Here is a 24,195-nt window from a genome sequence, read left to right as displayed (position 1 = left end):
TCATGGAGCTGTTCCAAGCAGCAGCTCCATGACTCTGGCCGCCACGGCACAACGCGGCACTAGCCTGCGCCGGCCATCGCCCGCAAGGTGATGCCGACCAGATACGCCAGATAGGTGCCGGTGGCGTAGCCCATCGTGCCCAGCAACACGCCCACCGGGGCCAACGCCGGGTGGAACGCCGCAGCGACGACCGGCGCGGACGCCGGGCCGCCGATGTTGGACTGCGAGCCGATCGCAAAATAGAAGAACGGCACCCGCAACCAGCGGCCCAGCGCCCACAGCAAGCCGATGTGCACGGCGATCCAGATCAGCCCGAGCAGGAACAGCCATGGCCGATCCAGCAGCGCCAGCAGGTCCATCTGCATGCCAATGCAGGCAATCAGGAAATACAGCAGCAGCGAGCCGATCTTGGACGCGCCCGCGCCTTCCAGGGTCCGTGCACGGGTGAAGCTCAGCAGCAATCCCAGGCTGGTCGCCAGCACCACCACCCACACGAACGGCGCATCCAGACTGAACTGGCCGGCCCAGCTCAGGTGCGCCTTGCACCAGGCCGCCAACGGGCTTGCGAGCGCATGGGCAAGGCCGATGCCGCCGAATGCCACTGCCACGATCACCATCAGGTCGGCCAGGCTGGGGATGCGCGCATGTTCGGCCTGGAAGCGCGCCATGCGCTCCTGCAAGGCGTCCAGCGCACGGGTGTCTGCACCGCTGCGCTCATCGATCTTGCGCGCGCGTCCGGCCAGGAAGATCAGCGCCGCCATCCACACGTAGCCGACGCCCACATCGACCACCGCAAACTGCCCGAACGTGGTCGCATCGACATTGAACACTTCGCGCATCGCCAGCATGTTGGCGCCGCCGCCGATCCAGCTGCCGGCCAATGCCGCCATGCCTGCCCAGGTGTCGCCCGCGACGGTGGCCGGGTGCAGCCATCGCATGACCCAGAAGGCGACCACAGCGCCCAGCATGATGCTCGCCGAGGCGCCCAGATACATGGCGACCAGTTTGGGCCCCAGCCCAAGGATCGCGCGCAGATCGATGCTCAGGGTGAGCAGGATCAATGCGGCCGGCAACAGCACGTCGCGGGCGATGGGGTTGTACAAGCGCGTGTTGGCACCATCGATCAACCCGACGGTGTTGTAGATGCCGGGCAGCAGATAGCACAGCAACAAGGCCGGTACCACGGCATAGAAGCGCCGCCACGGGCCTTGCTCGCGCGATGAAGTCCAGAACACCGCACCCAGGGTGGCGGCAATCAGGCCGAAGACGACGATATCGTTTTGAATCAGTGCAGACGCAGGCGCATTCACCGCAGGCGGTCATCCGGACAGAGGGCCGCCAACGCGGATCGAACCAGGAGCGGCCGATAACAACGAATCTAGCCGACCGCGTTGGTGGCGCAAACCCCACCGACGCATCCGACAACGGCCGTGTGAGGTGATCGAGCACGGTCCATGCGCTACCGCGGTGCCTGGCTAGGCAGGGACGACCTGGCGATATTGCACGCTCGGTTGAGCACGACGCTCCTGCCTCAGGCCGCAAGACGGCAGCCACTTGAACTCAGCACAGCGTCGTCAGCATGCGGCTCCATCCACACCGATCAGGCAGCCCTGCCGGCCTGGCCCCGGCAATCGACGCTGGACGCAAGACCAACCCTCAGCCGTAGCGCCGCACCACGCGTTCGCCGTCGGCGGTATCCAGCACCACGCCGCTGGGCTGGCCAGTGGTCAGGCAGTGCAGTTTGGCCATGAGTTCGGCATTTTCCAGGGCGCCCTGCTCGCGCAGGTAGCGCAGCGGCGACCATTCCGGACGGGTCACCCACCAGCCGCCTTGTTCGGGATGAATGCGTACGACGTAGCGGGACTGGTCCATGTGGCCTCCGGCCGGTGGGTACAGCGGTCAAGCACAGGTGCGAGTGCGCCGAACAGGCGCATCACGCGAGAGATTGCGGCAAGCCATGCCGATCCGTAAGCCAACAGGCCCTTACTCAAGGGGCCGCGGGAGAGTGGCCGGTGGCCCCGCGTTTGGCATAGCCAGCATGCGGTTTTACGCATTTCCCGACTGTCGGGCGGACACTGGCATCCGAGTAAGAAAATTCTTACGTGACACAGTTCACGTCGAGCGCTACATTCGGCTGCAAGGGTGAAGAAATCTTCACAAGCGGCCGTCACAAGAGCGCAGACGGCTTGCAGGGGATCACGGCGCGCTCGGACGAGACCTTGGGGAGGGTTGGCATGTATCTGCTCAGAAAGTTCCAGTTTCCGGTCAAGACCGCGATGGTGGTGGGCTACGTTCTGGTCGTCAGGGAAGCCTTGGTGCTCTGGTCCTGATCGGCGTCGGCGATTTGCCTAATAGGGTGTCGGGGATCGCTGGCCGATACCCGTCATCGCGTCTCAATCTTGGTCCACCCACCCGCGTTGTTGCGCTGCCGCCAGATCGGCAGGCGTATCCACATCCAGCGCCAGCGCCGGTGCGCTGACGCAGCCCAGCGTTTGGACATCCAGGCTGGCGAACAGCGCGCGCAAGCCGTTATCGCCCTGCAGCGCAACGTCCGCCCAGGCAGTGTGCGTTACCACCGCGGGAATACCGCGCACGCCGGCGTAGCCGCTGGTGGCGCACCCCGACGCGGCACGGTCGGCTTCGTCCAGCAAGGCACGCAAGTGCGGCGCCTCCAGTGCCGGTTGGTCGCACCCCAGAATCAGGCTGCGTCGCAACGTCGCATCGTCCTGCACATGCCGGCGCAGCGCTGCCAGGCTGGAGCCCATTCCAGCAGACCAGTCGGCGTGCCGCAGCACTTCCACGTCCAGTCCCTGCAGCACAGCGGCCAGCCTGTCGGCATCGGCGCCCAGCACGACGACGCAGCGGCGTGGTGCGGTTTGCAATGCGATACGTGCAGCGCGACGCAGCAACGGTTCGCCATCGCGCATCAGCAATTGTTTTGAGCGGCCGAGCCGGCTCCCCGCACCTGCTGCCAACACCAGTGCGGCGTGGTCGCTGCTCATATGCAAGGCCTGGTCAGCGCGTGACAACTGCCGCATGCACCACCGTGACTGCGCGCAGGATGCAACCTGCGTGCGTCGCTAAGCATTGCGTGCAAAAAGCCACCAATACGAGGCGATTCCACAATGGACATGTCGCAAAACACGGCGTCATCAGAGAAGAGATCAGGAGACATGGCGACGTCGTGCGTAATGGAGACCGCCTCAGCGTAGAGGCCGCGTTGTGCGTGCGGAGTGACTGCACGACGCATCGACTGCGTGAAGCGCACGCGCCATGCGTTCATGCGTCGCAAGCAGCAACGCGCGACAGATGCATCACCGGGATTTTATCGACGTTGTCGAAATGACCGATGCGCTATGCGTAGTGCAGATTCCTATGAATCGCGCGCACGCGCATGGCTTTTTCCAGAAGCATCGCTTGCACGAAGCACAACTGCTGGCGAAAACCAAAGGCGCACAAAGCGCGACGCAACAAACCAGACAGCAGACCCACAACGGCCTAAGAGCGGCTAAAAAAACAGAGCGAGCAGTCGTCAGGTGGGTGCGGACGGCGCGAAGAAACCGGAGTGTACAAGTGGTACATGCGGATTCCGAGCACCGGCGGCGCCCGCTAGCGGCTGCACAGTGGTTTTGTAAGCTGCTCTAAGCCGTAGCCGCAACGATCTGCAGATCCGCTACAGCCTGCGTCGCTTCGGCGATGATGCCCAGTGCGATGGTGTGCGGCGATGAGCGACCCATCCGCCAACCCGCAGGCAAGCGCAGACGCGCAAGCGCGGCATCGTCATGCCCCAGCGCGCGCAATGCCTGCAGACGGGTGTCGCGCTTGTTCCGGCTGCCCAGGATGCCGATACATGCCGCATCGGATGCCAGGCCGCGGCACGCGACCTGCAAATCGACCTCGCTGTCGTGCGCCAGGCTGTACAAGGCAGTGCCGGCATCCAGCTGCACATCGTGCAACGCATCGCGTAGCGCACGGCGATCGTAGTGTTCCGGCGCAAGACCGGGCGGCGGCTCGCTGGGGCCGTGCGGGCGCAGCACGCGCGTCTCGATGCCCATTTGATTTGCCAACGCCAGCAGCACCAGCAATGCCGGGTCCGCGCCGACCAGGACCAGCCGCAGTGGCGGGCGATGGACGCGCAGAAATTCGCCTGGACGGGCGTCATGCACAGTCGATAGGTAGCGCACGCTTCCGGTACTGTGATCCAGCGCCACATGAAACGCGCGGCGGTGGTGGCGCGCATTGCGCGAGCGCGCCAGATATTCGGACAGATCCGGCACCGGCCAGACCAGCACACCGATGCGACCGCCGCAGCTGAGCTGGATGTCCAGCACCTCGCTACCCTCGCCGTAGTCCAGCCACCGCGGCTGCCCGTCGCGCAACGTGGCCATGGCTTCATGCGCCACGGCCGCTTCGACGCAGCCGCCGGACACATAACCGGCAACCCGGCCATCTGCCCCGATCGCCATTTCGCTGCCCAGGGGGCGCGGCGAGGAGCCCTGCACCTCCATCAATGTCGCAATCGCAACCCGCTGACCGGCGCGGTGCCACGCCGTCAGCACCGGCAGCAGATCGTCATGCAATGCGTAGCTCGGCCATGCCGGCCACGCCGGCTCGGCCGGCGCTGCATGCGTGGCCGGAGCGACGACCGCGCTCACGCGCGCAGCTGCTCGGGCAGGTGCGGCAGCAATTTTTCCAATGTCACCGGGTAATCGCGCACGCGCACACCGGTGGCGTTGTAGACCGCGTTGGCAATCGCCGCCGCCACGCCGCAAATCCCCAACTCGCCCACGCCCTTGGCCTTCATCGGCGAGGACATCGGGTCGCTTTCTTCCAGGAATATCACTTCCTGGTGCGGGATGTCCGCATGCACCGGCACTTCGTAACCGGCCAGGTCGTGATTGACGAAGAAGCCGAAGCGCTTGTCCACCGCCAGCTCTTCCATCAATGCCGCGCCCGCGCCCATGGTCATGCCGCCGATCACCTGGCTGCGTGCCGATTTGGGATTGAGGATGCGTCCGGCCGCGCAGACCGCGAGCATGCGGCGGATGCGCACCTCGGCCGTGGTGACATCCACGCCCACTTCGACAAAGTGCGCACCGAAGGTCGACAACTGATGGGTTTTGGACAGGTCACCGAATTCGATCTTGTCCTCCACCACCAAGGCGCCGTTCGCTGCGGCATCGCCGAGTGGGATGCGCTTGCCGCCGGCACGCACGTGACCGTCGGCAAACTCGGCCTTGGCCGGGTCCAGCCCTAGTCGACCGGCGATCGCTTCGCGCAGCTTGACCGCTGCCGCGTACACGCCGGCGGTGGAACTGTTGGCGCCCCACTGTCCACCGGAACCGGACGATGCGGGGAAGCTCGAATCGCCCAGCCGCACGTCGACCCAGTTCAACGGCACACCGAGCATCTCGGCAGCGGTCTGCGCAATGATGGTGTAAGAGCCGGTACCGATGTCGGTCATGTCGGTTTCCACCACCACGCGGCCGCCTTGCTCCAGGCGCATGCGCGCCCCGGAAGTCATGGCGATGGCGTTGCGGAATGCAGCGGCCACGCCCATGCCGACCAGCCAACGTCCATCGCGGGTACTGCCAGGCGTGCGCTTGCGCTTGGACCAACCAAACTGCTTTGCCCCATCTTCCAGACACTTGACCAGCTGCCGCTGCGAAAACGGCCGCTGCGGATTTTCCGGGTCCACCTGGGTGTCATTGACGATGCGGAATTTGACCGGGTCCATCTCCAGCTTCTCGGCCATTTCGTCCATCGCCACTTCCAGCGCCATCAACCCCGGCGCCTCGCCGGGCGCACGCATGGCGTTGCCCTCGGGAAGATCCATCACCGCCAGGCGCGTTGCGATCAGGCGGTTGGCCCCGGCATACAACAATTGCGTTTGCGAGGCAGCGATTTCCGGCGCACCGCCGGCGAGATCGCCCGACCAGCTTTCGTGTGCGATCGCGGTGATCTTGCCATCGCGCTCGGCACCGATGCGGATGCGCTGCACGGTGGCCGGACGATGAGTGGTGTTGTTGGCGATCAGCGGGCGCGGCAGCATCACCTTGACCGGCCGTTTGACTTCGCGCGCAGCCAGCGCGGCCAGCACCGCATCGGCACGCAAAAACAGCTTGCTGCCAAAACCGCCACCGACGTACGGCGACATGATCCGCACGTTTTCGCGCGGGATGCCCAACGTCACCGCAAGGTCGCGCGCGCCCCAGTTGATCATTTGGTTGGATGTCCACACGCTGAGCTTGTCGCCGTCCCACATCGCAGTGGACGCGTGCGGCTCCATCATGGCGTGCGAGTGATCGGGTGTGGTGTATTCGGCATCCAGCTGCACCGGCGCTGCAGCGAAGGCGCCATCGAAGTCGCCGACGGCGCTATTGGGTGCGCCGCCTTCCTTGGTGACCTTGGCGCCATCGCGCGCTTTTTTCAGATCGTATACGCCGACCTGGCGGCCGTATTCGACCTTGATCAACTGACCCGCTGCGCGTGCCTGCTCGAAGGTCTCTGCAACCACCACCGCAATCGCCTGGTGGTAGTGCTGGATCTCCGGGCCGCCCAGCAATTTGGCGGTATTGAGCTTGCCCTTGTGCAGCTTGCCGGCGTTCTGCGCAGAGACGATACCGAGCACACCGGGCGCGTTGCGCGCCGCGCTCAGGTCGATGCTACGGATCGTGCCCTTGGCGATCCCCGCCCCCACGACGTGGCCGTAGGCAGCGCGGCCTGGCAGATCGTGATGTTCGTAGGCATACGGCGCTTGGCCGGTGGTCTTGAGCGGCCCGTCGATGCGATCGACGGGCTTGCCGACGACCTTGCCTTGATCGATGGGATTGGTACCGGCAGGAGTGTCGAATTTCATATCAGGCCCTCGCGTCGGCCAGGATCGCGGTCAACGTGCGTTCCACCAGCGGCACTTTGAATGCGTTGTGTTCGGTGGGCTGTGCGCCGTCCAGCAGCACAGAAGCGATGGCGCGTGCACCCTGGCGCGACTGCGCTTCGGCAGCTTCGCTGCGCCACGGCTTGTGCGCCACGCCACCGACGCCGATGCGCGCGGCGCCGTCGCGCTGCACGACAGCGGCAACCGAGACCAAGGCAAAAGCGTAAGACGCACGGTCGCGCACCTTGCGATAGACATGCGTTCCGCCAAGCGGCTTGGGCAAGGTGACGGCGGTGATCAGCTCGCCACGTTCCAGCGCGGTCTCCATATGCGGCGTCGTACCTGGCGCGCGATAGAAGTCGGCCAACGGCAGCGCGCGCGTCTGTCCATCCGGGCGCACCGTTTCCACCGTGGCATCGAGCACACGCATGGCGATGGCCATATCGCTGGGATGGGTGGCGATGCAGGCTTCGCTGGTGCCAATGATGGCCAGCTGACGGTTGAAGCCGCCGATCGCCGCGCAGCCACTACCAGGCAGGCGCTTGTTGCACGGCTGATTGGTGTCGTAAAAATACGGGCAACGCGTGCGCTGCAGCAGATTGCCCGCCGTGGTCGCGCGATTGCGCAGCTGGCCGGACGCACCTGCCAGCAGCGCGCGCGACAGCACCGCGTAATCGCGACGAACACGCGTATCTGCCGCAAGATCGGTATTGCGCACCAGCGCGCCGATGCGCAAACCGCCGTCCGGCGTTGCGTCGATGGTGTCCAGGCTTAAGCCATTGACGTCGATCAGATGCGATGGCGTTTCGATCTGCAACTTCATCAGATCGAGCAGATTGGTGCCGCCGGCGATGAACTTGGCGCCCGGCTGGCGCGCGGCTTTGGCCGCGGCATCTGCCGCCGAGGTAGCGCGCTCGTAACTGAAAGCCTTCATGCGCGTTCTCCGGCAACTTCGTTGATCGCTTCGACGATGTTGGAATACGCACCGCAGCGGCAGATATTGCCGCTCATGCGCTCCTGCAGTTCGGGCGTGGTGAGCCGGGTCTTGGCCGTCAGGTCCTCGGTCACATGGCTGGGAATGCCGCGTTTGACTTCATCCAGCACGGCCACTGCCGAACAGATCTGCCCCGGCGTGCAATAGCCGCACTGATAGCCATCGTGTTTGACGAAGGCCGCCTGCATCGGATGCAGTTTGTCCGGTGTGCCCAGGCCCTCGATGGTGGTGACCTTTGCGCCCTGATGCATCACCGCCAGCGACAGGCAGGAATTCATGCGCTGCCCGTCGACGATGACCGTACACGCGCCGCACTGGCCGTGATCGCAGCCCTTTTTGGTGCCGGTCAACTGCAGGTGCTCGCGCAATGCGTCCAGCAAGGTGGTGCGGTTATCCAGTGTCAGCGTCACCGGCTTGCCATTGACTTCAAAGGCAACCTGGCTGGACGCGTTGGCAGGCTCCACTGCCTGACGTTGCGACACGGCAGTGGCAGCCATCGATTGGGTTGCGGCAACACCGGCTGCCGATGCCGTGCCAGCGATCAGTACTTCGCGACGGGTCATCTTGATGTTTCTCATGGCTGGCATCTCCAACAATGCTGGCTAATACAGTTCTTTATCAATGTGCAGGGCCGTCGGTCACAAGCGCGTGAGTGCGGCACTTGGGAGCGATGCAATCGGTCGTTACCCGATTCTAGTTGTCGCCTGCCCGTGCATTGGCGTTGGAGCTGGCATGCGTCTATGAAACGTGCTCATCACTGTGCGGCGTGATTGGAGCGCGCCGCAGCGATACAACGGATTTCTGCATCATCCGCTGCGCGCGTGATCACATGCCGACCGCGACGCGCACCACCACCCCACCGTTATGAAACCGTGTTCGGCATCAGCAGATGCGTTGCGGGTGCTGATGCTGCAACGCATGAAAACGTGCTTGCCTGGGCGCGCTGGCGTCGGCGTTGCAGCCAGCGCGCAGGAATCCATTCTTAAAACTCCAGCACGATCTTGCCCAGATGCCCGCCGGCCTTCTGCAAGGCAAACGCCTCGCCGATCTCATTCAACGCATAGCTGCGGTCGATGACCGGGCGCAGCGGCAGCCCGTCCAGTGCGCGCACCAGCGCTTGCTGATGCCGGCGACTGCCGACCACCAACCCTTGCAGACGCTGCTGACGCCCCATCATCTCGGCGGTCGGCACCGGGCCAGCCGCACCGGTCAACACGCCGATCAAGGCGATGTGCCCGCCCACCCGCGCGGAACGGATCGATTGCGCCAGCGTGCCGGGTCCACCGACCTCGACCACATGATCCACCCCGCGTCCGTCGGTGATCTCCAGCACCTGCCGCGACCACTCGGCGTGCTGCCGATAGTTGATGACGTGATCGGCACCGAGCGTGCGGACCTTTTCCAGCTTCTCGTCGGACGAGGATGTGGCGATCACGCTCGCGCCCATCGCCTTGGCGAACTGCAACGCAAAGATCGATACCCCGCCGGTGCCCAGCACCAGCACGGTATCGCCCGCTTTCAGGCCGCCGTTGACAACCAGCGCCCGCCAGGCGGTAACGCCAGCGGTGGTCAAGGTGGCCGCCTCGGCGTGGCTGTAACCGACCGGCGCATGGGTAAATGCCTGCGCAGCGGCCACAACCGCGGTACGTGCATACCCATCGACGCCATCGCCTGGCGTGGTCGCAAAACCGGCGTGCAGCGGCTCGCCATCCAACCACTGCGGGAAAAAGGTGGACACCACGTGGTCGCCGACGGCGAACTCGTCGACCTCCGGGCCGATCGCTTCGATCACGCCGGCACCGTCGGACATCGGGATGCGTCCATCGGCCGTCGGCATCTGACCGAGCACAACGCCCAGGTCATGGAAATTGAGCGAGCTCGCATGCAGACGCACACGGATCTGCCCGCGTGCAGGCTGGCCCGGATCGGGCAATTCGACCGACTGCAGTGCGTTCAGACCGGCGGGATGCGAGAGACGAATGGCGCGCATGGGGGAACTCCTCAGATGATGATTCGAGCCCAGGGATAGCACGCGTACCGTGATGCGAATGCAGTCGAGCTGGCTTGAAAAGGCTGCAGCATGTTGCCTGTCGGTGACTCGCTGCCGATGGCGCGATACCAGGACCCGCAACGGGATCTGCGTGCTGCGCCGCATTGCCGCGTACCGGTTTGCCGCGCTCCAATGCGCTGCAAATCACAAAATCGCATTGCGCAACCGCGTTTGCACGCGGTAGCGACCGCAGCGACGCGTAGGCTGGCACACCGGTTGCATCGCTCAGGTGTCTGGACAGGTAGCCACAGTGACATCACCCACCAAGCGGCGGCGGCAACGTGCACAACGCATTGCGTTGCACTTCGTGCTGACCATGGCGTGCATGCTACTGCTCGGTTCGGAGTACTGGTCCATCCATGAAGAACGTGCATCCGCGCTGCGCGGTGCCGAAGCGCAGTCGTTGAACCTTGCTAACTCGCTGGCGCAGCATGCCAGCGACACCATGTCGATCGCCGACGCAGTGCTGTCCGGCCTGGTCGCGCGCGTCGAGCACGACCAGGGCAATACCAGCGCGCGCGCAGCAATGCACGAATTCCTGGTGCGCGAGGCAAGGCGTTCGGACCGCCTGCATGGCATCTTCATCTACGCGGCAGATGGCAGCTGGGTCAGCTCGTCGCTGGATAGCACCCCCAAGACGCATAACAACGCCGACCGCGCCTACTTCAAGTATCACCGCGACCATCGCGATGCGTTGTCGCTGGTCGGCGCACCGGTCAAAAGCCGCTCCGATGGCAGCTGGGTGCTGACACTGAGCCGCCGGCTCAACGGCCCGGACGGCGACTTTGCCGGGGTGGTGCTGGTGACGCTGCAGCTGAAGTATTTCCAGCAGCACTACAGCACCTTCGACGTCGGCCCGCACGGCACCATCGGCATGATCAACGACGATGGCATCGTGCTGTTACGCCGGCCCGACAAGCAGGGCGTGATCGGCAGCTCGATTGCCGGCACCTCGATCTACGTCAACATGCGCGCGCGCCGACATGGCACGGCGACCTATCGCTCGCCGATCGATGGCGTGGAGCGCATCTCCAGCTTCGCCCCGGCACGGCCGTATCCGCTGAGCGTGCTGACCGGCGTGTCGGTGGACGATGCGCTGGCCAATTGGCGGCATGCCGCGGACCAGCGCATCGTGATCGCCACGCTTGGCTGCGCCCTGCTGCTGGGCGTGGGCATCTGGCTGGACCTGCAGCTGCGCCGCATGCATCGCAACGAAGCCAAACTCAGTTCCGAGGCCTGGGTGGATGCATTGACCGGCGTCGCCAACCGACGCGCGTTCGATTATCGGTTGTCGCAGGCCTTGCAGGATGCGGTACGCCTGCAAGCGCCGTTATCGGTGCTGATGATCGATGTCGATCACTTCAAGCTCTATAACGACACCTATGGCCATGTGAATGGCGACGCCTGCCTGCGCCTGATTGCCGGCGCCATCGCCGGCTGCTCGCGGCGCAGCAGCGACGTGGCGGCGCGGTATGGCGGCGAAGAGTTCGGCATGATCCTGCCGCATACCGATGCCGCCGGTGCGCTGCGCCAGGCCGATGCCGTGCGCAGCGCGGTGGCCGAACTCGGCCTGATGCATCTGCCGAGCCCCACCAGCGCGCACGTCACCGTTAGCGTCGGCGCCGCCACCTTCGAACCCGGCGAAGCACCGTTGACCCCCGACGCCATCGTGCATGACGCCGATTCGGCGCTGTATCGCGCCAAGCAGAGCGGGCGGGATCGTACGTCGGCCTGATCCAGATTACGGCTCTGCCGCGTTGCCCGGCCTCACTCCACTGACTGACCCTGCCGTCACCTCGCCCTCGGCGCACCCGTGGATCCGCGCAGCATCAAGCTGAAATCCAGCGTCTGCTGCAGCGGCACGTCCACCCTTTCGATGATGGCGAGCAGCAGGTTGACCGCGCGGACACCGATCTCTCGCATGGGTTGCCGGATGGTCGTCAATGGCGGCGTGAGGTAACTCGACGACGCCAGGTCGTCGAAGCCGACAATGGACAGGTCATCCGGCACGCGGATACCCAGGTCCCGGCAAGCGGCCAGGGCGCCCAGCGCCATTTGATCGCTGAAGCAGAAGATCGCGGTCGGCGCGGGCACACGGGCCAATAGCGCCATCGCAGCCGCATGGCCGGATTCTACGGAGAAGTCGCCCGGCACGACGGTCAGTTTGCGCAGACGGCCGCGTGCCTTGCCGGAGGCCCGGACCCCTTCCAGGCGTTGCTGGTGCAGCGGATTGTCGGGCGGGCCGCCCACCACGGCGACCCGCTCGTGCCCCAGTCCATACAGGTGTTCCATCATGGCGCGCGCGGCGGCCGCGTTGTCGATGTGGACGCTGGGGATGCCAAGCGCCGGGTCGAACTCGCATCCGTTGACCACCGGCGCGGCGGCGCCTAGCTGCTTGACGATCTCACGCGCCGTCGGCGGGAGGCCGTGCCCCAGCACGATCAGGCCGTCTGCCTCGTTACGGAGAAGCATCTGCGCGTAGCGCTCCTCGCGATCGGGCTGGTGCTGGGTATCACCCAGCAGGACGGCGTAGCCGACGGCCTGCGCCGCGTCCTCCGCGCCCTGCAGGATCTGGGCGAAGAATGGATTGGCGATGTCCGGGACGGTGACCAGGAGCTTGCCGCTGCGCTGGGTCTTGAGCGTCCTGGCCACTGTGTTCGGGACATAGCCCAGCGCCGCGGCGGCCTGCTCGATACGCGTGCGCGTGGCGGGCAGGACTTTTTCCGGCCGGGAAAGCGCCCGCGACACCGTGCCGGCGGTGACGCCAACGTGCTTTGCGATGTCGTAGATGGTTGTAGCCATGACCTTGATTCTTCTTTCTGCTGTGCAGTGCACAACGGGTCTTGCGGAAGGCCCATGCTAGGATGATTCAATCGATTGCATGAGGGCGAATTACGTTGAAGACGCTCAAGGGTCCGGCGCTATTCCTGGCACAGTTCATCGCCGACACACCTCCCTTCAATCGCTTGGACACACTGGCCGGTTGGGCTGCGGGCCTGGGGTATTCTGGCGTACAAGTGCCGACCAGCGCGCCGCACCTGTTCGATCTGGCCCAGGCCGCACAGAGCCAGGCGTACTGCGACGACGTCGCCGGCATGCTGGCCGGGCACGGGCTGCAGGTCACCGAGTTGTCGACCCACTTGCAGGGGCAGCTGGTCGCCGTGCACCCCGCCTACGACCAGCTGTTCGACGGATTCGCACCGTCAGACAAACGCGGCAACCCCGCCGCCCGCCAGGCCTGGGCGGTTGAACAATTGCTGTTGGCGGCCAAGGCCAGCCAGCGCCTGGGGCTGACTGCGCATGCCACGTTCTCCGGCGCGCTGGCCTGGCCCTACTTATACCCCTGGCCGCAGCGGCCGCCCGGGCTGGTGGAAGAAGCCTTCGCCGAACTCGGCCGCCGCTGGCGCCCCATTCTGGATGCCTTCGACGCCTGCGGCGTGGACCTGTGCTTCGAGATCCACCCGGGCGAGGACCTGCACGACGGCGCGACCTTCGAGCGCTTCCTCGATGTCGTGGACCACCACCCACGCGCCAAGATCCTGTACGACCCCAGCCACTTGCTGCTGCAGCAGATGGACTACCTGGGCTTCATCGACCGGTATCACGCCCGCATCGGCATCTTCCATGTCAAAGACGCGGAGTATCGCGCCAGTGCGCACAGCGGCGTGTACGGCGGCTACCAGGACTGGATCGATCGCCCGGGGCGGTTCCGTTCGCTCGGCGACGGCCAGATCGACTTCAAGGCGATCTTCTCGAAGTTCGCGCAATACGATTTCCCGGGCTGGGCGGTGCTGGAGTGGGAGTGTTGCCTGAAGCATCCGGAAGACGGCGCACGCGAGGGTGCTGCGTTTATCCGCGACCACATCATCCGCGTGACCGAACGCGCGTTCGACGACTTTGCCGACAGCGGCGCCGATCAGGAATCGCTGCGCCGCATGCTGGGGACATAGAGCGTGTTATGCGTCTCGACGCGCCACAGGACGCTTCGCACTCACCTCAAAGTACATAACACGCTCTAAGCCAATACCGCCTGGGAGGGCAAGCCATGAGGCACACCATGTCGCGCTTGGGCGCGATGATGTTTCTGCAGTTCTTCATCTGGGGAGCATGGTTCGTGACCCTGGGCACGTACCTGGTGCAGGGCCCCCTCAAGGCCAGCGCGAGCCAGGTGGCGACGGCGTTTCTCAGCCAGTCCATCGGCGCCATCTTGGCGCCCTTCCTGGTCGGCTTGGTCGCAGATCGCTACTTCGCGGCGCAGCGCATCCTTGCGGTGCTGCACCTGGCAGGTGCGGCGCTCATGTGGCTGGCGTCCACGGCGACGAGCTTCGGCATGTTCTCCGCCTGCGTCATGGGGTACATGCTGCTGTTCATGCCGACGCTGGCACTGGCCAACAGCGTGGCGATGCGGCACATGCAATCGCCTGAAAAACAGTTCCCGCCAGTGCGGGTAGCCGGCAGCGTCGGCTGGATCGTGGCGGGCGTGATGATCGGCTGGCTGGGCTGGGAACAGGCGCACCGGCTCGAACTGACCTTCCGGATGGCGGCGATGGCATCGCTGGCCCTGGGCCTGTATGCCTTCACCCTGCCGCACACGCCGCCGCTGGCGCAACAGCGCGACGCCGGGCTGGGACAGATGCTGGGACTGGACTCGCTGCGGCTTCTGAAGTCGCGCTCCTATTTGGTGTTCTTCCTGGCATCCATCGCCATCTGCATCCCGCTGGCGTTCTACTACAACTTCACCAACCCGTACCTCAACGATCTGGGCGTGCGCGGCGCGGCCGGACTGCAATCACTGGGTCAGGTGTCCGAAGTGCTGTTGATGCTGGCCATGCCGTTCCTGTTCGTGCGGTTGGGGGTCAAGACGATGCTGGCGCTGGGCATGGCGGCGTGGGTGCTGCGCTACGTGATGTTCGCCTTTGGCGATGCGGGCGGCGGTTTTTCCTTGCTGGTGATCGGCATCCTGCTGCACGGCATCTGCTACGACTTCTTCTTCGTCACCGGCCAGATCTACACCGATGCGCATGCCGGCCCCGCCGCGCGCAGCAGCGCGCAAGGGTTCATCACCCTGGCAACGTACGGCGTGGGCATGTTGATCGGCACGTTCCTGTCCGGCGCGGTCGTGGAGCACTACACCACGGCGGCGGGCCCGGACTGGCAGCAGATCTGGCTGTTCCCGGCAGGCGTGGCGTTGGTCGTGTTGATCGCCTTCCTGTTGCTCTTCCGCGACCGGCCTGTCGTCGCGGCCACGCCCTCCACGCCCTGAGAACCCCACCCGATGAGCAAGCTTGGAATCGCCATCGTCGGCACCGGCATGATCGGCGCCGTGCATCGTCGCGCGGCGCTGCTGGCCGGTGCCGAGGTCCGCGGCATCGCCGCCTCTTCCCCGCAACGCGCACGCGACGTGGCGCAGTCATGGGGTGTGCCGCGCGCCTATCGCGACATCGAGGACGTGGTCGCCGATCCGCAGGTGCAGGTGGTGCACGTCTGCACACCCAACCATCTGCACCGCGCCATGGCGCAGGCGGCGCTGCAAGCCGGCAAGCACGTGATCTGCGAAAAACCCCTGGCCACCACGTTGCAAGACGCCCAAGCATTGGCGGCACTGGCTGCCTCGACCGGGCTGGTTGCCACGGTCCCCTTCGTCTACCGCTATCACCCGGTGATCCGCGAGGCGCGCGCACGCATCGCGCAGGGCGAGCTGGGGCCGCTACGCCTGATCCATGGCAGCTATCTGCAGGACTGGCTGTTGGACCCTGCCAGCAACAACTGGCGCGTGGACCCTGCGCTGGGCGGCGCATCGCGCGTGTTCGCCGACATCGGCTCGCACTGGTGCGACCTGGTGGAATGGGTCGGCGGCGAGCGTTTCGTCGAGGTCAGCGCTGCCTTCGCGACCGTCATCGCCGAGCGCGGCGCCCTCACCGGGCAGAGCTTCAGCACGCCGACGGCGGGCGGCGCGGTGCAGGCGGTCGCGAGCGAGGACGTGGCCGCAGCGATGTTCAGAACCGGCGCGGGCACGCTGGCGTCATTGACGGTCAGCCAGGTCTCGGCCGGACGCCGCAATCGTCTCTGGTTCGAGATCGATGGCGCCAGGGCCAGCGTGGCGTTCGACCAGGAGGACGCCGAACGGCTGTGGATCGGCCTGCCCGACCAGCGCGAGGAAATCTTCGTACGCGGTCCGGGTGCCGGCGGTGCCGAACAACGCCGGCTGTCGACGTTGCCGGCCGGGCATGCGCAAGGCTATGGCAATTGCTTCGAGGCGTTTGTCGCCGACACCTATCGCGCCATCGAAGGGGAGCGGCCGGAAGGCCTGCCTACCTTCGAAGACGGAGTGCGCTCGGCGTTGATCGTCGATCGCGTCATCACATCGGCCAGGACGCGCGCCTGGACGGCCATCGATTGAATCCCGGGAGGACTTCTTCATGCGTACAGCCATATGCAGGACCGCGACCCTCGCACTGCTGCTCTTCGTCACCCTGCCCGCCTTCGCGCGCGACGCCACCGGCCCGCAAAAACCCATCGCAGTGCAGATGTACACGCTGCGCAACGCCGGCTCGCTCGACCAACAGCTGAAGATCGTCCATGACGCAGGCGTGGGCGCGGTGGAAACGGTCGGCATGCACAACGTCAGCGCTGCGCAACTCAAGCAGCTGCTCGACAAGTATTCGATCAAGGCGATCTCGTCGCACGTGCAACTGGCCGAACTGCGCAAGAACCTGGACGCCGTGGTGGCCTTCAACCGGTCGATCGGCAACACGACACTGGTGGTGCCTTACCTGGAAGAGAAGGATCGGCCGACCGATGCCGCAGGCTGGACCGCATTGGGCAAGGAACTAGGCCAAATCGCGAAGCGGCTACGTGCCAAGGGCATGCACCTGGCCTACCACAACCACGACTTCGAACTGGTCGACTTCAATGGCAAGACCGGTCTGGAACTGCTGTTCGCAGCGGCGGGCCCCGATCTCGAGACCGAGTTGGACCTGGCCTGGGTTGCGCGCGCAGGCTACGACCCGGCGGTGATGCTAGGCAAGTTCAAGGGCCGCATGTTCGCGGTACATGCCAAGGACAATGCCCCGAAAGGCCAGGCCGAGGACGAGGGCGGCTTCGCCTCCGTCGGCCAGGGCGTGCTGGACTGGAATGCGATCCTGCCTGCCGCAGCGGGTGCCGGCGTGCGCTGGTACATCATCGAGCACGACCGTCCGCGCGATCCGGCCACGGTTATCCAGACCGGTGCTGACTACCTGCGTGAACACCTGCCCGCCGGCGCGCATCGCTAGCGCGCTAAGGAGCCTCGCTTGAAAACGATCCTGACAATCGCCGTGGCTCTGCTGGGGGCGACGCTTGCGACCACGGCGTGGTGCAAGGACGACCCGACGGCCGGCGCGCAGCTCTACGCAACGCACTGCACGGCCTGCCATGGGGCCAATCGCGCGGGCGTCCCGCCTACGTTCCCCGCGCTTACCGACGTGGGCAAGCGGCTGCCGCCCGCGCAGATCAAGGAAAAAATCAGCAAGGGCGGCGGATTGATGCCACCCTTTTCGCAGCTGTCGCAACAGGAAGTCGACGATATCGCCAGCTTCCTGGCGCAATAAGAGCAACTCACAAAACGACTGCGCAGCCGCGAGGCGGGCGCGGCCTGTGCTCGATGCGGCATGTACCACTCGTACGCTGCGGTTGCTCCGCGCCGCCCACGCCCATCTGACGACTGCTTGCTATGTATTGTTAGCCGCTCTCAGCGACCGGTGCCAACTGCGCGCGGGCGTTACAGCTCGCGCACCCAGATATTGCGGTAGCTAACCTTGGAATCGTGCTCCTGCAGGAAGATCGGCGCGCACGCGTGGGGCGAGTACGACGGGGCGCCGATGTACTCGGTCTTGCCCGACAGGACGGTGTCGTTCTGCACCAGCACGCCGTTATGGAGGACGGTGATGCGGGCGGGTGAGGTGAGCCCGCCCCCCGGCGAGAAGCGGGGCGCCTTCCAAATGATGTCGTAGGCCTGCCACTCGCCCGGCGCACGCGACGCGTTTACCAGCGGAATGGCCTGCTTGTAGATCGCGCCGGCCTGGCCGTTGGCATAGGTCGGGTTGTTGTCGCTGTCGAGCACCTGCAGCTCATACAGTTCCTGCAGGAAGATGCCGCTGTTCCCCCGCTGCTGGCCTTCGAAACCTCGGGTCGCGGTGGGCGTGCGCCACTCGACATGCAGCTGGATGTCGCAAAAGCGCTGCTTGGTCCGGATGCCCTTGCTCCCCGGGACCACGGTCAGCGCGCCGTCGGCAACGCTCCACGGTACCCGACCGCCCTGCTCCGACTCCCAAGCGGAGAGATCTTTGCCATCGAACAGCACGATCGCATCGGAGGGCGCACCGCCAGGGCGCGTGGTCACGATCGCGGGTACGGGCGTCCACGCCTCGGTCTTGGCCGGATCGCGCGACGGGTCGCCGCTGGTCTGCGCTAACGCAGGCGCTGCGGCCAGCAGGCAGGCCACCATCAGCAGGGGCCTGGTCATCGTGTTCCCGGGGAAGTGGCGCATCGGCACATCCTTGCGGTCCATCAGTTGATCGCCCAAGCGGGCGTACCGGGGGTATAGGCCATGTCGCCGTCGTAGCGACCCGGCACGGCGACGTAGCGCAGCACTTCGGTCGCCGCGACCTTCGAGGTGAAGAAGCTGAAAATGGCTAGCTGCTTGATCATGGTGAAGTAATGCGGGATCGCTCCCGCCATTTCGGCGGTGCCGGTATCGGTCGTTTCGACGACATGTTTCCTGGCTTCTGCATCCAGGGCACGCAGCAGCTCGGTGCGCGCCTGCGGCGTCAGCGACACGAATCGGCCGCCGGCGCGTTTATCGATCTCGACCAGCCCGGCGCGGAATGTCGCCTGCTCCCGGGCGGCATAGCAGTCGCTAACGAATTGCGCCATGAACGGGCCAGCGCCGGCGTCCTTCGCCCCCGGCGTTGCGGTCCGCGGCAGGATGGTCTCGGCGATCTCGTCCAGCGTGCCGACCTCGGCGGCGGAGAAGAGCGTCTTCGCCCCCGCGGCCGGCGCCTGCCCATGCACGAGCGCAGGCAGGCCGACCATGGCCGCGCCCGTGGCGGCGACGATCATCTTCAGCAGTTCGCGACGTTCCATCACAGGTTCCCCGCTTTCAGCTCGCGCACGGCGTGATCGGCCGCCCGCGCCGTCAGCGCCATGTAGGTCAGCGAGGGATTCACGCAGGCGCTGGACGTCATGCAGGCGCCATCGGTCACGTAGACGTTCGGCGCGTCCCAGACCTGGTTGTGCTGGTTCAGCACCGAGTTGCTGCGGTCGCGGCCCATGCGGGCAGTGCCCATCTCATGGATGCCCTTGCCCGGGGCGTAGTCGTCATCGTGCATCTGCACGTCCTTGACGCCGGCGGCCTCCAGCATCTCCGCGGCATCCGCGGCCATGTCCTTGCGCATGGCCTTTTCGTTCGCGCGCAGGGACACATCCATCGCCAGCACCGGCAATCCCCATTTGTCCTTGCGCTGCGGGTCCAGGCGAATCGCATTGTCGTGGTGAGGCAGCATTTCGCCGAATCCGGTCATGCCGATGCGCCATTTGCCCGGCAGGGTCAGCGCGTCCTTCAGGTCAGCGCCGATGTTCAGTTCGGCGATCTCGCGCGACCACCCGGTGCGGCTAGCGCTGCCCTGATAGCCGAACCCACGCAGGTAGCCACGTCTGTCCGCGGCGACGTTACGGAAACGCGGAATGTAGAAACCGCAGGGACGACGGCCGAAGTAGTACTTGTCCTCAAAGCCCTCGATCCGGCCGGAGGCGCCCGCGCCGAAATGATGGTCCATCACGTTGTGCCCCAGCTCGCCGGACGAAGAACCCAGCCCGCCTTCCCAGACATCGGTGGCCGAGCTCATCAGCAGCCAGCTCGAGTTGAAGGAGGACGCGTTGAGGAAAATGACCTTGGCCGTGTACTGATAGGTCTGTCCGCTCTCGGCATCGATGATCTCCACGCCCCGCGCACGCTTGCGGTCCTTGTCGTAGAGCACTTCCTTGACGATCGAGAAGGGCCGCAACGTCAGGTTGCCGGTCTTCATGGCCGCCGGCAGCGTCGCCGACTGGGTCGAGAAGTAGGCGCCGAAGGGACAGCCCAGGATGCACTTGTTGCGGTACTGACAGTTGACGCGGCCCTGCTCGACCATGGGCTGGGTGATGTTCGCGGTGCGCGAGTGAATCAGGTGCCTGGTCCCACCGAAGGCCTTCTTGATCCGCGCGGCCACGTCCTTTTCGACGATGTTCAACGGGATCGGCGGCAGGAACTCACCATCGGGCAACACGTCCAGGCCCTCGCGCGTGCCGGCGATGCCGGCGAACTTCTCCACGTAGTCGTACCAGGGCGCAAGGTCGGCGTAGCGGATCGGCCAATCGGTGGCGATGCCGTCCTTGAGATTCGCCTGGAAATCCAGGTCCGACAGGCGATAGCTCTGCCGTCCCCACAGCAGCGAGCGACCACCCACGTGATAGGCGCGGTACCAGTCGAATCGCTTGAGTTCGGTGTAGGGCGATTCCTGTTCGTTTGCCCACATGCCCTGCAGGTTTTCGACCAAGCCGTAGTCGCGCTTCAACACCGGATAGTCGGCCTTCATCGCCTGGGTCGGCCGGTTGTAGTGCGGGAAATCCCACACTTCCTTCATCGCGTTGACATAGTCCTTGACGTGCTCGATGTTGCGTCCGCGTTCCAGCATCAGGACCTTGAGGCCTTTCTCGGTCAGCTCCTTCGCCGCCCAACCGCCACTGATTCCCGAGCCAACGACGATGGCGTCGTAGTGATTGTCTGCCATGGGTTCTACTTCACCTGGGTGGATAGCGTTTCAGACGTCGCAGAGGCGGATTGCCTCGCGCAGCGAGCCAACGGGATCAGGCGCCGTAGGAATGAATTCCTGCGCCAGATAGCCGTCGAAACCGGTATCGCGGATCGCGCGACAGATGGCGGGATAGTGGAGTTCCTGATCGTCTCCGATCTCGTGCCGGCCAGGCACGCCCGCGGTGTGGTAATGCTTGAAGAAAGCGTGATGCTTGCCGATGGTGGCGATAATGTCGCCCTCCATGATTTGCATGTGGTAGATGTCGTACAGAAGGCCGAAATGATCCGAGCCGATGCGCCGGCACAGCTCGACGCCCCATGCCGAGTTGTCGCACAGATAGTCGGGATGATCGACCTTGGAGTTCAGCAGTTCCATCACCAGCACGACGCCGCGCTTCTCGGCATGTCCGAGGATGCGCTTGAGTCCGGCTTCGGCGTGGACCATGCCTTCCTTGGGGTCCATACCGTTGCGGTTGCCGGAAAAACAGATGAGGTTGCGATAGCCGGCATCGGCCACCAGATCGATGTGCCGCGTGTAGCGCTCGACCAGCTGGTCGTGGAACTGGCTGCCGGCGAAGCCCTTGTCCAGGCCCATCTCCGCCCCGTTGCACATCGAGCTGTACACACCATTGGCCTTCAGCGCAGGCCAATCTGCCGGACCGACCAGATCGATGGCGGCGAACCCGATGCCCTTCACCGTCTGGCAAAGCTGGGCGATGGACTGCTGCGGAAACGTCCAGCGGGCCACGGAATGCTTCAGGTTGCTCTTGCGCGGCTCTGCAGCGACAGCGGCAGCCGCAGGCAACATGCCCGCAACGCCGAGGCCAATGCTCCCGGCGACAGCAGCACGCAGCGCATCCCGACGCGTGAACCCCGGGGCCGGCGCCGGCCCGCTCGATTGGATAGACATCCGTTTTCCGGCCTCCCAACCGGTATCAAATGCTAAGGATTCGCCGCGATTCAATCGATTGCACCATAAAGTAGGCAATCGCTTTTTTGCAAGACGCAGTGCACGAAACCCATGCTGCAGAGCAAAACGCCTGTCGCGCCAGCGGTGCATGACGGTGATGGAATGTCGTGCGTCGCAGGAGGTGGACTGCTAGACGATCCCAGTCCATCCAGTCGATGCCGACCGGAGTTTTTGTGTCAACAACGCCGCGCGCAAGCGGGCAACTTGTTAACGCCTACTATCGCTTTAGCGCCGCGTTTCGCCTTCGGTCATCACGCCTATCTCAGCGGACCCTGCCTCGCCCACGAAGCGAAAATTGAGCCGACCTGCTGGAGTTTTCGGTGCGATTCCCCAAGAAACCACCCGGGGCGCCATGAGGATCAGCAACTACTACCAGGGGACTACCGCAGCGGTGACGAGGTCAGCTGCACCTGGAACAGTTCGGGCGGCGCATGGAACCTCCGAATCAGCCATTTTCCGTGGCAATGAACTGTCTAGAAAATCCTGTGCGTGTCAAAGACGAGTCGTCGGACCTTGTTGGAAATCGTTAACAACAAAAAAAGGCCTTTGGCAAACACGCCAAAAGCCTCTGTTTACATATCTAAAAAGGTATCCTCTAGAACGGAATATCGTCGTCCGCAAAATCGTCCATCGGCGGCGCCGACTGCTTCTGGGCCGGCTGCTGGCGACGCGGGGCATAGTCCTGCCCGCCGCCGCCATCGCCACCACCGTAGCCGCCACCTTGTCCACCGCCACCACCGCCCTGCTGCTGACGCGGGGCCTGTGTGCGCTGCGGGCGATCGCCGCCCATGCCACCGCCGCCACCGCCACCTTCACCACGGCCGCCAAGCATCTGCATTTCGTTGGCGACGATGTCGGTGCTGTACTTTTCCACGCCGTCCTGACCGGTGTACTTGTCGTAGCGCAGTTCGCCTTCGACATACACCTGCGAGCCCTTGCGCAGGTACTCACCGGCAATTTCGCCCAGCTTTCCAAAGAACACCACGCGATGCCACTCGGTGCGCTCCTGGTTATTGCCTTCGCGATCCTTGCGCATGCTGGTGGTCGCCAGGCTTACGCGGGTGATCGCCATGCCGGCCTGGGTGTACTTGGTGTCGGGATCGTTGCCGAGGTTGCCGACGAGGATGACTTTGTTGATGCCGCGGGCCATAGGTGCTTCCGAGATGATGCGCTGGCGCCCGGGGGCGCGCAGCGATGAATGTCTGTGCGGCAATGTTACCGCACCTGCCCGTCGGCGGTCCTGGCGGGTTGCCGCGCACGGCTGCCGGGCAAGCGCCCTGCCCGGGGTCGGAAATCCAGCCCGCGCGGGCCTTTGCGGCCCCAATCCCGGCCGCACGCTACCGCGAATGTGAAGGCGCCGGTTGCGCCCGGCGGGACGGATCCGGCCCGGGCACCTATAATCGGCGTACATCACGAACGCCTGCGCATGACCATCGCCGAAGACCTCCCCACCGTCCTGGGCCTGCCCCAGATCCAGTCCCTCGCCGCGCCCGACATGGCCGCGGTGGATGCGCTGATCCGTCGCCGCCTGGCCTCGGACGTCGTGCTGATCAATCAGATTGCCGATCACATCATCTCCGCCGGCGGCAAACGCCTGCGCCCGATGCTGGTGATGCTGGCCGGTCATGCCGCCGGCGGCTCCGGCCCGGAGCACCACCAGCTGGCGGCGATCATCGAATTCATCCACACCTCCACCTTGCTGCACGACGACGTGGTGGACGAGTCGGATCTGCGCCGCGGTCGCAGCACCGCCAACGCGTTGTGGGGCAATGCACCCAGCGTGCTGGTGGGCGACTTCCTGTATTCGCGCAGCTTCCAGTTGATGGTCGAGCTGGACCGCATGGAAGTCATGCAGATCCTGGCCGACACCACCAACCGCATCGCAGAAGGCGAAGTGCTGCAGCTCTTGCACGTGCATAACCCCGACACCGACGAGGCCGCCTACCTGCGCGTGATCGAGCGCAAGACCGCGGTGCTGTTCGCCGCCGGCACCCGTCTGGGTGCGCTGGCCTCGGGCGCAGATGCCGATGTGCAGCAGCACCTGTATGACTACGGCATGCAGCTGGGTTTTGCGTTCCAAATCGCCGACGACGTGCTCGATTACGCCGCAGACGCCAGCGACCTGGGCAAGAACCTGGGCGACGACCTGGCAGAAGGCAAGGCCACGCTGCCGTTGATCCATGCGATGGCGCATTCGGACGCGGCCACGCAGCAACGTCTACGGCAGATCGTCGAACAAGGCGATGCCGCTGCAATGCCGGAAGTGCTGGCCGCCATCCACGCCACCGGCGGACTGGACTACAGCCGTCAGCGCGCCGCCGAATATGCCACCGCTGCCGAACAGGCGCTGGACACCCTGCCCGCCAGCCCGGCGGTGGCCGCGCTACGCGGCCTGGCCCGTTACGCGGTCGAACGCACGCACTGATCCGAAGCGCTGAGCGCTCCGGACGGGAGTGGGAATTTGGGGTTGGGG

22 protein-coding genes and 2 other RNA genes are annotated in these 24,195 nt (G+C 65.0%); 9 read left to right on the top strand and 15 right to left on the bottom strand.

Features of this window, described 5'->3' with window-relative positions:
• Window positions 1–59 precede the first annotated feature (59 nt).
• Together ASF90_RS11255 and ASF90_RS11250 are read right to left on the bottom strand one after the other, a co-directional pair.
• On the bottom strand, window positions 60–1,310 hold the full coding sequence (locus ASF90_RS11255; RefSeq protein ID WP_055849767.1) for a DUF819 family protein: 1,251 nt from the start codon (window positions 1,308–1,310) through the stop codon (window positions 60–62).
• Between the two features lie 346 nt (window positions 1,311–1,656).
• The gene (locus ASF90_RS11250; protein WP_055849765.1) at window positions 1,657–1,872 is read right to left on the bottom strand and encodes a hypothetical protein; all 216 of its coding nucleotides are present in this window, start codon (window positions 1,870–1,872) and stop codon (window positions 1,657–1,659) included.
• A gap of 230 nt (window positions 1,873–2,102) precedes the next feature.
• Here ASF90_RS11250 and ASF90_RS11245 point away from each other — a divergent pair, with 230 nt between their 5' ends.
• On the top strand, window positions 2,103–2,330 hold the full coding sequence (locus tag ASF90_RS11245) for a hypothetical protein (protein ID WP_055849762.1): 228 nt from the start codon (window positions 2,103–2,105) through the stop codon (window positions 2,328–2,330).
• A gap of 63 nt (window positions 2,331–2,393) precedes the next feature.
• Here ASF90_RS11245 and ASF90_RS11240 read toward each other — a convergent pair whose 3' ends face one another.
• The 7 genes from ASF90_RS11240 to ASF90_RS11215 form a co-directional block, all read right to left on the bottom strand.
• Complete coding sequence (locus ASF90_RS11240; RefSeq protein ID WP_055849760.1) at window positions 2,394–3,002, bottom strand: nucleotidyltransferase family protein; 609 nt, start codon at window positions 3,000–3,002, stop codon at window positions 2,394–2,396.
• 504 nt (window positions 3,003–3,506) lie between these two features.
• Window positions 3,507–3,582, bottom strand: a non-coding RNA gene (locus tag ASF90_RS22130) — sX9 sRNA.
• Between the two features lie 59 nt (window positions 3,583–3,641).
• A complete protein-coding gene (locus ASF90_RS11235; protein ID WP_055849758.1) occupies window positions 3,642–4,655 on the bottom strand; it encodes an XdhC family protein in 1,014 nt (337 codons plus the stop codon).
• Entirely contained in the window at window positions 4,652–6,859 is a 2,208-nt protein-coding gene (gene paoC, locus ASF90_RS11230) for an aldehyde oxidoreductase molybdenum-binding subunit PaoC (RefSeq protein ID WP_055849756.1), read from the bottom strand. Before paoC ends, ASF90_RS11235 begins: the two co-directional genes overlap by 4 nt.
• Window position 6,860: 1 nt before the next feature.
• Window positions 6,861–7,811: a xanthine dehydrogenase family protein subunit M gene (locus tag ASF90_RS11225; protein WP_055849754.1), complete on the bottom strand. Its 951-nt coding sequence runs from the start codon at window positions 7,809–7,811 to the stop codon at window positions 6,861–6,863.
• Window positions 7,808–8,458 carry an aldehyde dehydrogenase iron-sulfur subunit PaoA gene (gene paoA / locus ASF90_RS11220; protein WP_269079387.1) on the bottom strand — a complete coding sequence of 217 codons (651 nt, stop codon included), beginning with the start codon at window positions 8,456–8,458 and terminating at the stop codon, window positions 7,808–7,810. Before paoA ends, ASF90_RS11225 begins: the two co-directional genes overlap by 4 nt.
• 395 nt (window positions 8,459–8,853) lie before the next feature.
• Window positions 8,854–9,861 carry an NAD(P)-dependent alcohol dehydrogenase gene (locus ASF90_RS11215; RefSeq protein WP_055849750.1) on the bottom strand — a complete coding sequence of 336 codons (1,008 nt, stop codon included), beginning with the start codon at window positions 9,859–9,861 and terminating at the stop codon, window positions 8,854–8,856.
• Between the two features lie 310 nt (window positions 9,862–10,171).
• Here ASF90_RS11215 and ASF90_RS11210 point away from each other — a divergent pair, with 310 nt between their 5' ends.
• A complete protein-coding gene (locus ASF90_RS11210) occupies window positions 10,172–11,656 on the top strand; it encodes a sensor domain-containing diguanylate cyclase (protein WP_055849747.1) in 1,485 nt (494 codons plus the stop codon).
• 56 nt (window positions 11,657–11,712) lie between these two features.
• Here ASF90_RS11210 and ASF90_RS11205 read toward each other — a convergent pair whose 3' ends face one another.
• Window positions 11,713–12,723, bottom strand: coding sequence for a LacI family DNA-binding transcriptional regulator (locus tag ASF90_RS11205; protein WP_055849745.1), 1,011 nt, complete (start codon window positions 12,721–12,723; stop codon window positions 11,713–11,715).
• A gap of 95 nt (window positions 12,724–12,818) precedes the next feature.
• On the opposite strand from ASF90_RS11205, the gene ASF90_RS11200 reads away from it, so the two are divergent.
• The 6 genes from ASF90_RS11200 to ASF90_RS22125 all read left to right on the top strand — a co-directional run bounded on the left by ASF90_RS11200 (window position 12,819) and on the right by ASF90_RS22125 (window position 17,646).
• Window positions 12,819–13,871: a sugar phosphate isomerase/epimerase family protein gene (locus ASF90_RS11200; RefSeq protein WP_055849743.1), complete on the top strand. Its 1,053-nt coding sequence runs from the start codon at window positions 12,819–12,821 to the stop codon at window positions 13,869–13,871.
• Window positions 13,872–13,966: 95 nt separating this feature from the next.
• Window positions 13,967–15,184, top strand: coding sequence for a nucleoside permease (locus ASF90_RS11195; RefSeq protein ID WP_055849740.1), 1,218 nt, complete (start codon window positions 13,967–13,969; stop codon window positions 15,182–15,184).
• 12 nt (window positions 15,185–15,196) lie between these two features.
• The gene (locus ASF90_RS11190) at window positions 15,197–16,321 is read left to right on the top strand and encodes a Gfo/Idh/MocA family oxidoreductase (protein WP_055849738.1); all 1,125 of its coding nucleotides are present in this window, start codon (window positions 15,197–15,199) and stop codon (window positions 16,319–16,321) included.
• Between the two features lie 19 nt (window positions 16,322–16,340).
• The gene (locus ASF90_RS11185; RefSeq protein WP_055849736.1) at window positions 16,341–17,195 is read left to right on the top strand and encodes a sugar phosphate isomerase/epimerase; all 855 of its coding nucleotides are present in this window, start codon (window positions 16,341–16,343) and stop codon (window positions 17,193–17,195) included.
• Between the two features lie 18 nt (window positions 17,196–17,213).
• Complete coding sequence (locus tag ASF90_RS11180; RefSeq protein ID WP_193552602.1) at window positions 17,214–17,510, top strand: cytochrome c; 297 nt, start codon at window positions 17,214–17,216, stop codon at window positions 17,508–17,510.
• 60 nt (window positions 17,511–17,570) lie between these two features.
• A non-coding RNA gene (locus ASF90_RS22125) (sX9 sRNA) lies at window positions 17,571–17,646 on the top strand.
• Window positions 17,647–17,680: 34 nt separating this feature from the next.
• On the opposite strand, the gene ASF90_RS11175 is transcribed toward ASF90_RS22125, so the two are convergent.
• From ASF90_RS11175 to ASF90_RS11155, 5 genes are all read right to left on the bottom strand, one after another.
• Entirely contained in the window at window positions 17,681–18,424 is a 744-nt protein-coding gene (locus ASF90_RS11175; RefSeq protein ID WP_193552626.1) for a DUF1080 domain-containing protein, read from the bottom strand.
• Window positions 18,425–18,468: 44 nt separating this feature from the next.
• Complete coding sequence (locus ASF90_RS11170) at window positions 18,469–19,044, bottom strand: gluconate 2-dehydrogenase subunit 3 family protein (protein WP_055849734.1); 576 nt, start codon at window positions 19,042–19,044, stop codon at window positions 18,469–18,471.
• Entirely contained in the window at window positions 19,044–20,729 is a 1,686-nt protein-coding gene (locus ASF90_RS11165) for a GMC family oxidoreductase (protein ID WP_055849733.1), read from the bottom strand. Before ASF90_RS11165 ends, ASF90_RS11170 begins: the two co-directional genes overlap by 1 nt.
• A 30-nt stretch (window positions 20,730–20,759) precedes the next feature.
• Window positions 20,760–21,662 carry a TIM barrel protein gene (locus tag ASF90_RS11160; RefSeq protein ID WP_082473492.1) on the bottom strand — a complete coding sequence of 301 codons (903 nt, stop codon included), beginning with the start codon at window positions 21,660–21,662 and terminating at the stop codon, window positions 20,760–20,762.
• A gap of 655 nt (window positions 21,663–22,317) precedes the next feature.
• On the bottom strand, window positions 22,318–22,872 hold the full coding sequence (locus ASF90_RS11155) for a single-stranded DNA-binding protein (RefSeq protein WP_055849727.1): 555 nt from the start codon (window positions 22,870–22,872) through the stop codon (window positions 22,318–22,320).
• Window positions 22,873–23,148: 276 nt separating this feature from the next.
• Here ASF90_RS11155 and ASF90_RS11150 point away from each other — a divergent pair, with 276 nt between their 5' ends.
• Window positions 23,149–24,147 carry a polyprenyl synthetase family protein gene (locus tag ASF90_RS11150; protein WP_055849723.1) on the top strand — a complete coding sequence of 333 codons (999 nt, stop codon included), beginning with the start codon at window positions 23,149–23,151 and terminating at the stop codon, window positions 24,145–24,147.
• Window positions 24,148–24,195: the final 48 nt, after the last annotated feature.

This window comes from Xanthomonas sp. Leaf148 (assembly GCF_001423585.1).
GTDB lineage: Bacteria > Pseudomonadota > Gammaproteobacteria > Xanthomonadales > Xanthomonadaceae > Xanthomonas.
The sequence above is the reverse complement of the archived record's forward strand: the minus strand, read 5'-3'. Positions and strand labels throughout refer to the sequence as shown.

What these genes read in the sequence shown, in the direction of transcription:
- ASF90_RS11250 (WP_055849765.1), bottom strand. Translation starts at nt 1,872, where the DNA reads ATGGACCAGTCCCGCTACGTCGTACGCATTCATCCCGAACAAGGCGGC.
- ASF90_RS11240 (WP_055849760.1), bottom strand. Translation starts at nt 3,002, where the DNA reads ATGAGCAGCGACCACGCCGCACTGGTGTTGGCAGCAGGTGCGGGGAGC.
- paoC (WP_055849756.1), bottom strand. Translation starts at nt 6,859, where the DNA reads ATGAAATTCGACACTCCTGCCGGTACCAATCCCATCGATCAAGGCAAG.
- ASF90_RS11225 (WP_055849754.1), bottom strand. Translation starts at nt 7,811, where the DNA reads ATGAAGGCTTTCAGTTACGAGCGCGCTACCTCGGCGGCAGATGCCGCG.
- paoA (WP_269079387.1), bottom strand. Translation starts at nt 8,458, where the DNA reads ATGCCAGCCATGAGAAACATCAAGATGACCCGTCGCGAAGTACTGATC.
- ASF90_RS11215 (WP_055849750.1), bottom strand. Translation starts at nt 9,861, where the DNA reads ATGCGCGCCATTCGTCTCTCGCATCCCGCCGGTCTGAACGCACTGCAG.
- ASF90_RS11205 (WP_055849745.1), bottom strand. Translation starts at nt 12,723, where the DNA reads ATGGCTACAACCATCTACGACATCGCAAAGCACGTTGGCGTCACCGCC.
- ASF90_RS11195 (WP_055849740.1), top strand. Translation starts at nt 13,967, where the DNA reads ATGAGGCACACCATGTCGCGCTTGGGCGCGATGATGTTTCTGCAGTTC.
- ASF90_RS11190 (WP_055849738.1), top strand. Translation starts at nt 15,197, where the DNA reads ATGAGCAAGCTTGGAATCGCCATCGTCGGCACCGGCATGATCGGCGCC.
- ASF90_RS11185 (WP_055849736.1), top strand. Translation starts at nt 16,341, where the DNA reads ATGCGTACAGCCATATGCAGGACCGCGACCCTCGCACTGCTGCTCTTC.
- ASF90_RS11175 (WP_193552626.1), bottom strand. Translation starts at nt 18,424, where the DNA reads ATGACCAGGCCCCTGCTGATGGTGGCCTGCCTGCTGGCCGCAGCGCCT.
- ASF90_RS11170 (WP_055849734.1), bottom strand. Translation starts at nt 19,044, where the DNA reads ATGGAACGTCGCGAACTGCTGAAGATGATCGTCGCCGCCACGGGCGCG.
- ASF90_RS11165 (WP_055849733.1), bottom strand. Translation starts at nt 20,729, where the DNA reads ATGGCAGACAATCACTACGACGCCATCGTCGTTGGCTCGGGAATCAGT.
- ASF90_RS11160 (WP_082473492.1), bottom strand. Translation starts at nt 21,662, where the DNA reads ATGTCTATCCAATCGAGCGGGCCGGCGCCGGCCCCGGGGTTCACGCGT.
- ASF90_RS11155 (WP_055849727.1), bottom strand. Translation starts at nt 22,872, where the DNA reads ATGGCCCGCGGCATCAACAAAGTCATCCTCGTCGGCAACCTCGGCAAC.
- ASF90_RS11150 (WP_055849723.1), top strand. Translation starts at nt 23,149, where the DNA reads ATGACCATCGCCGAAGACCTCCCCACCGTCCTGGGCCTGCCCCAGATC.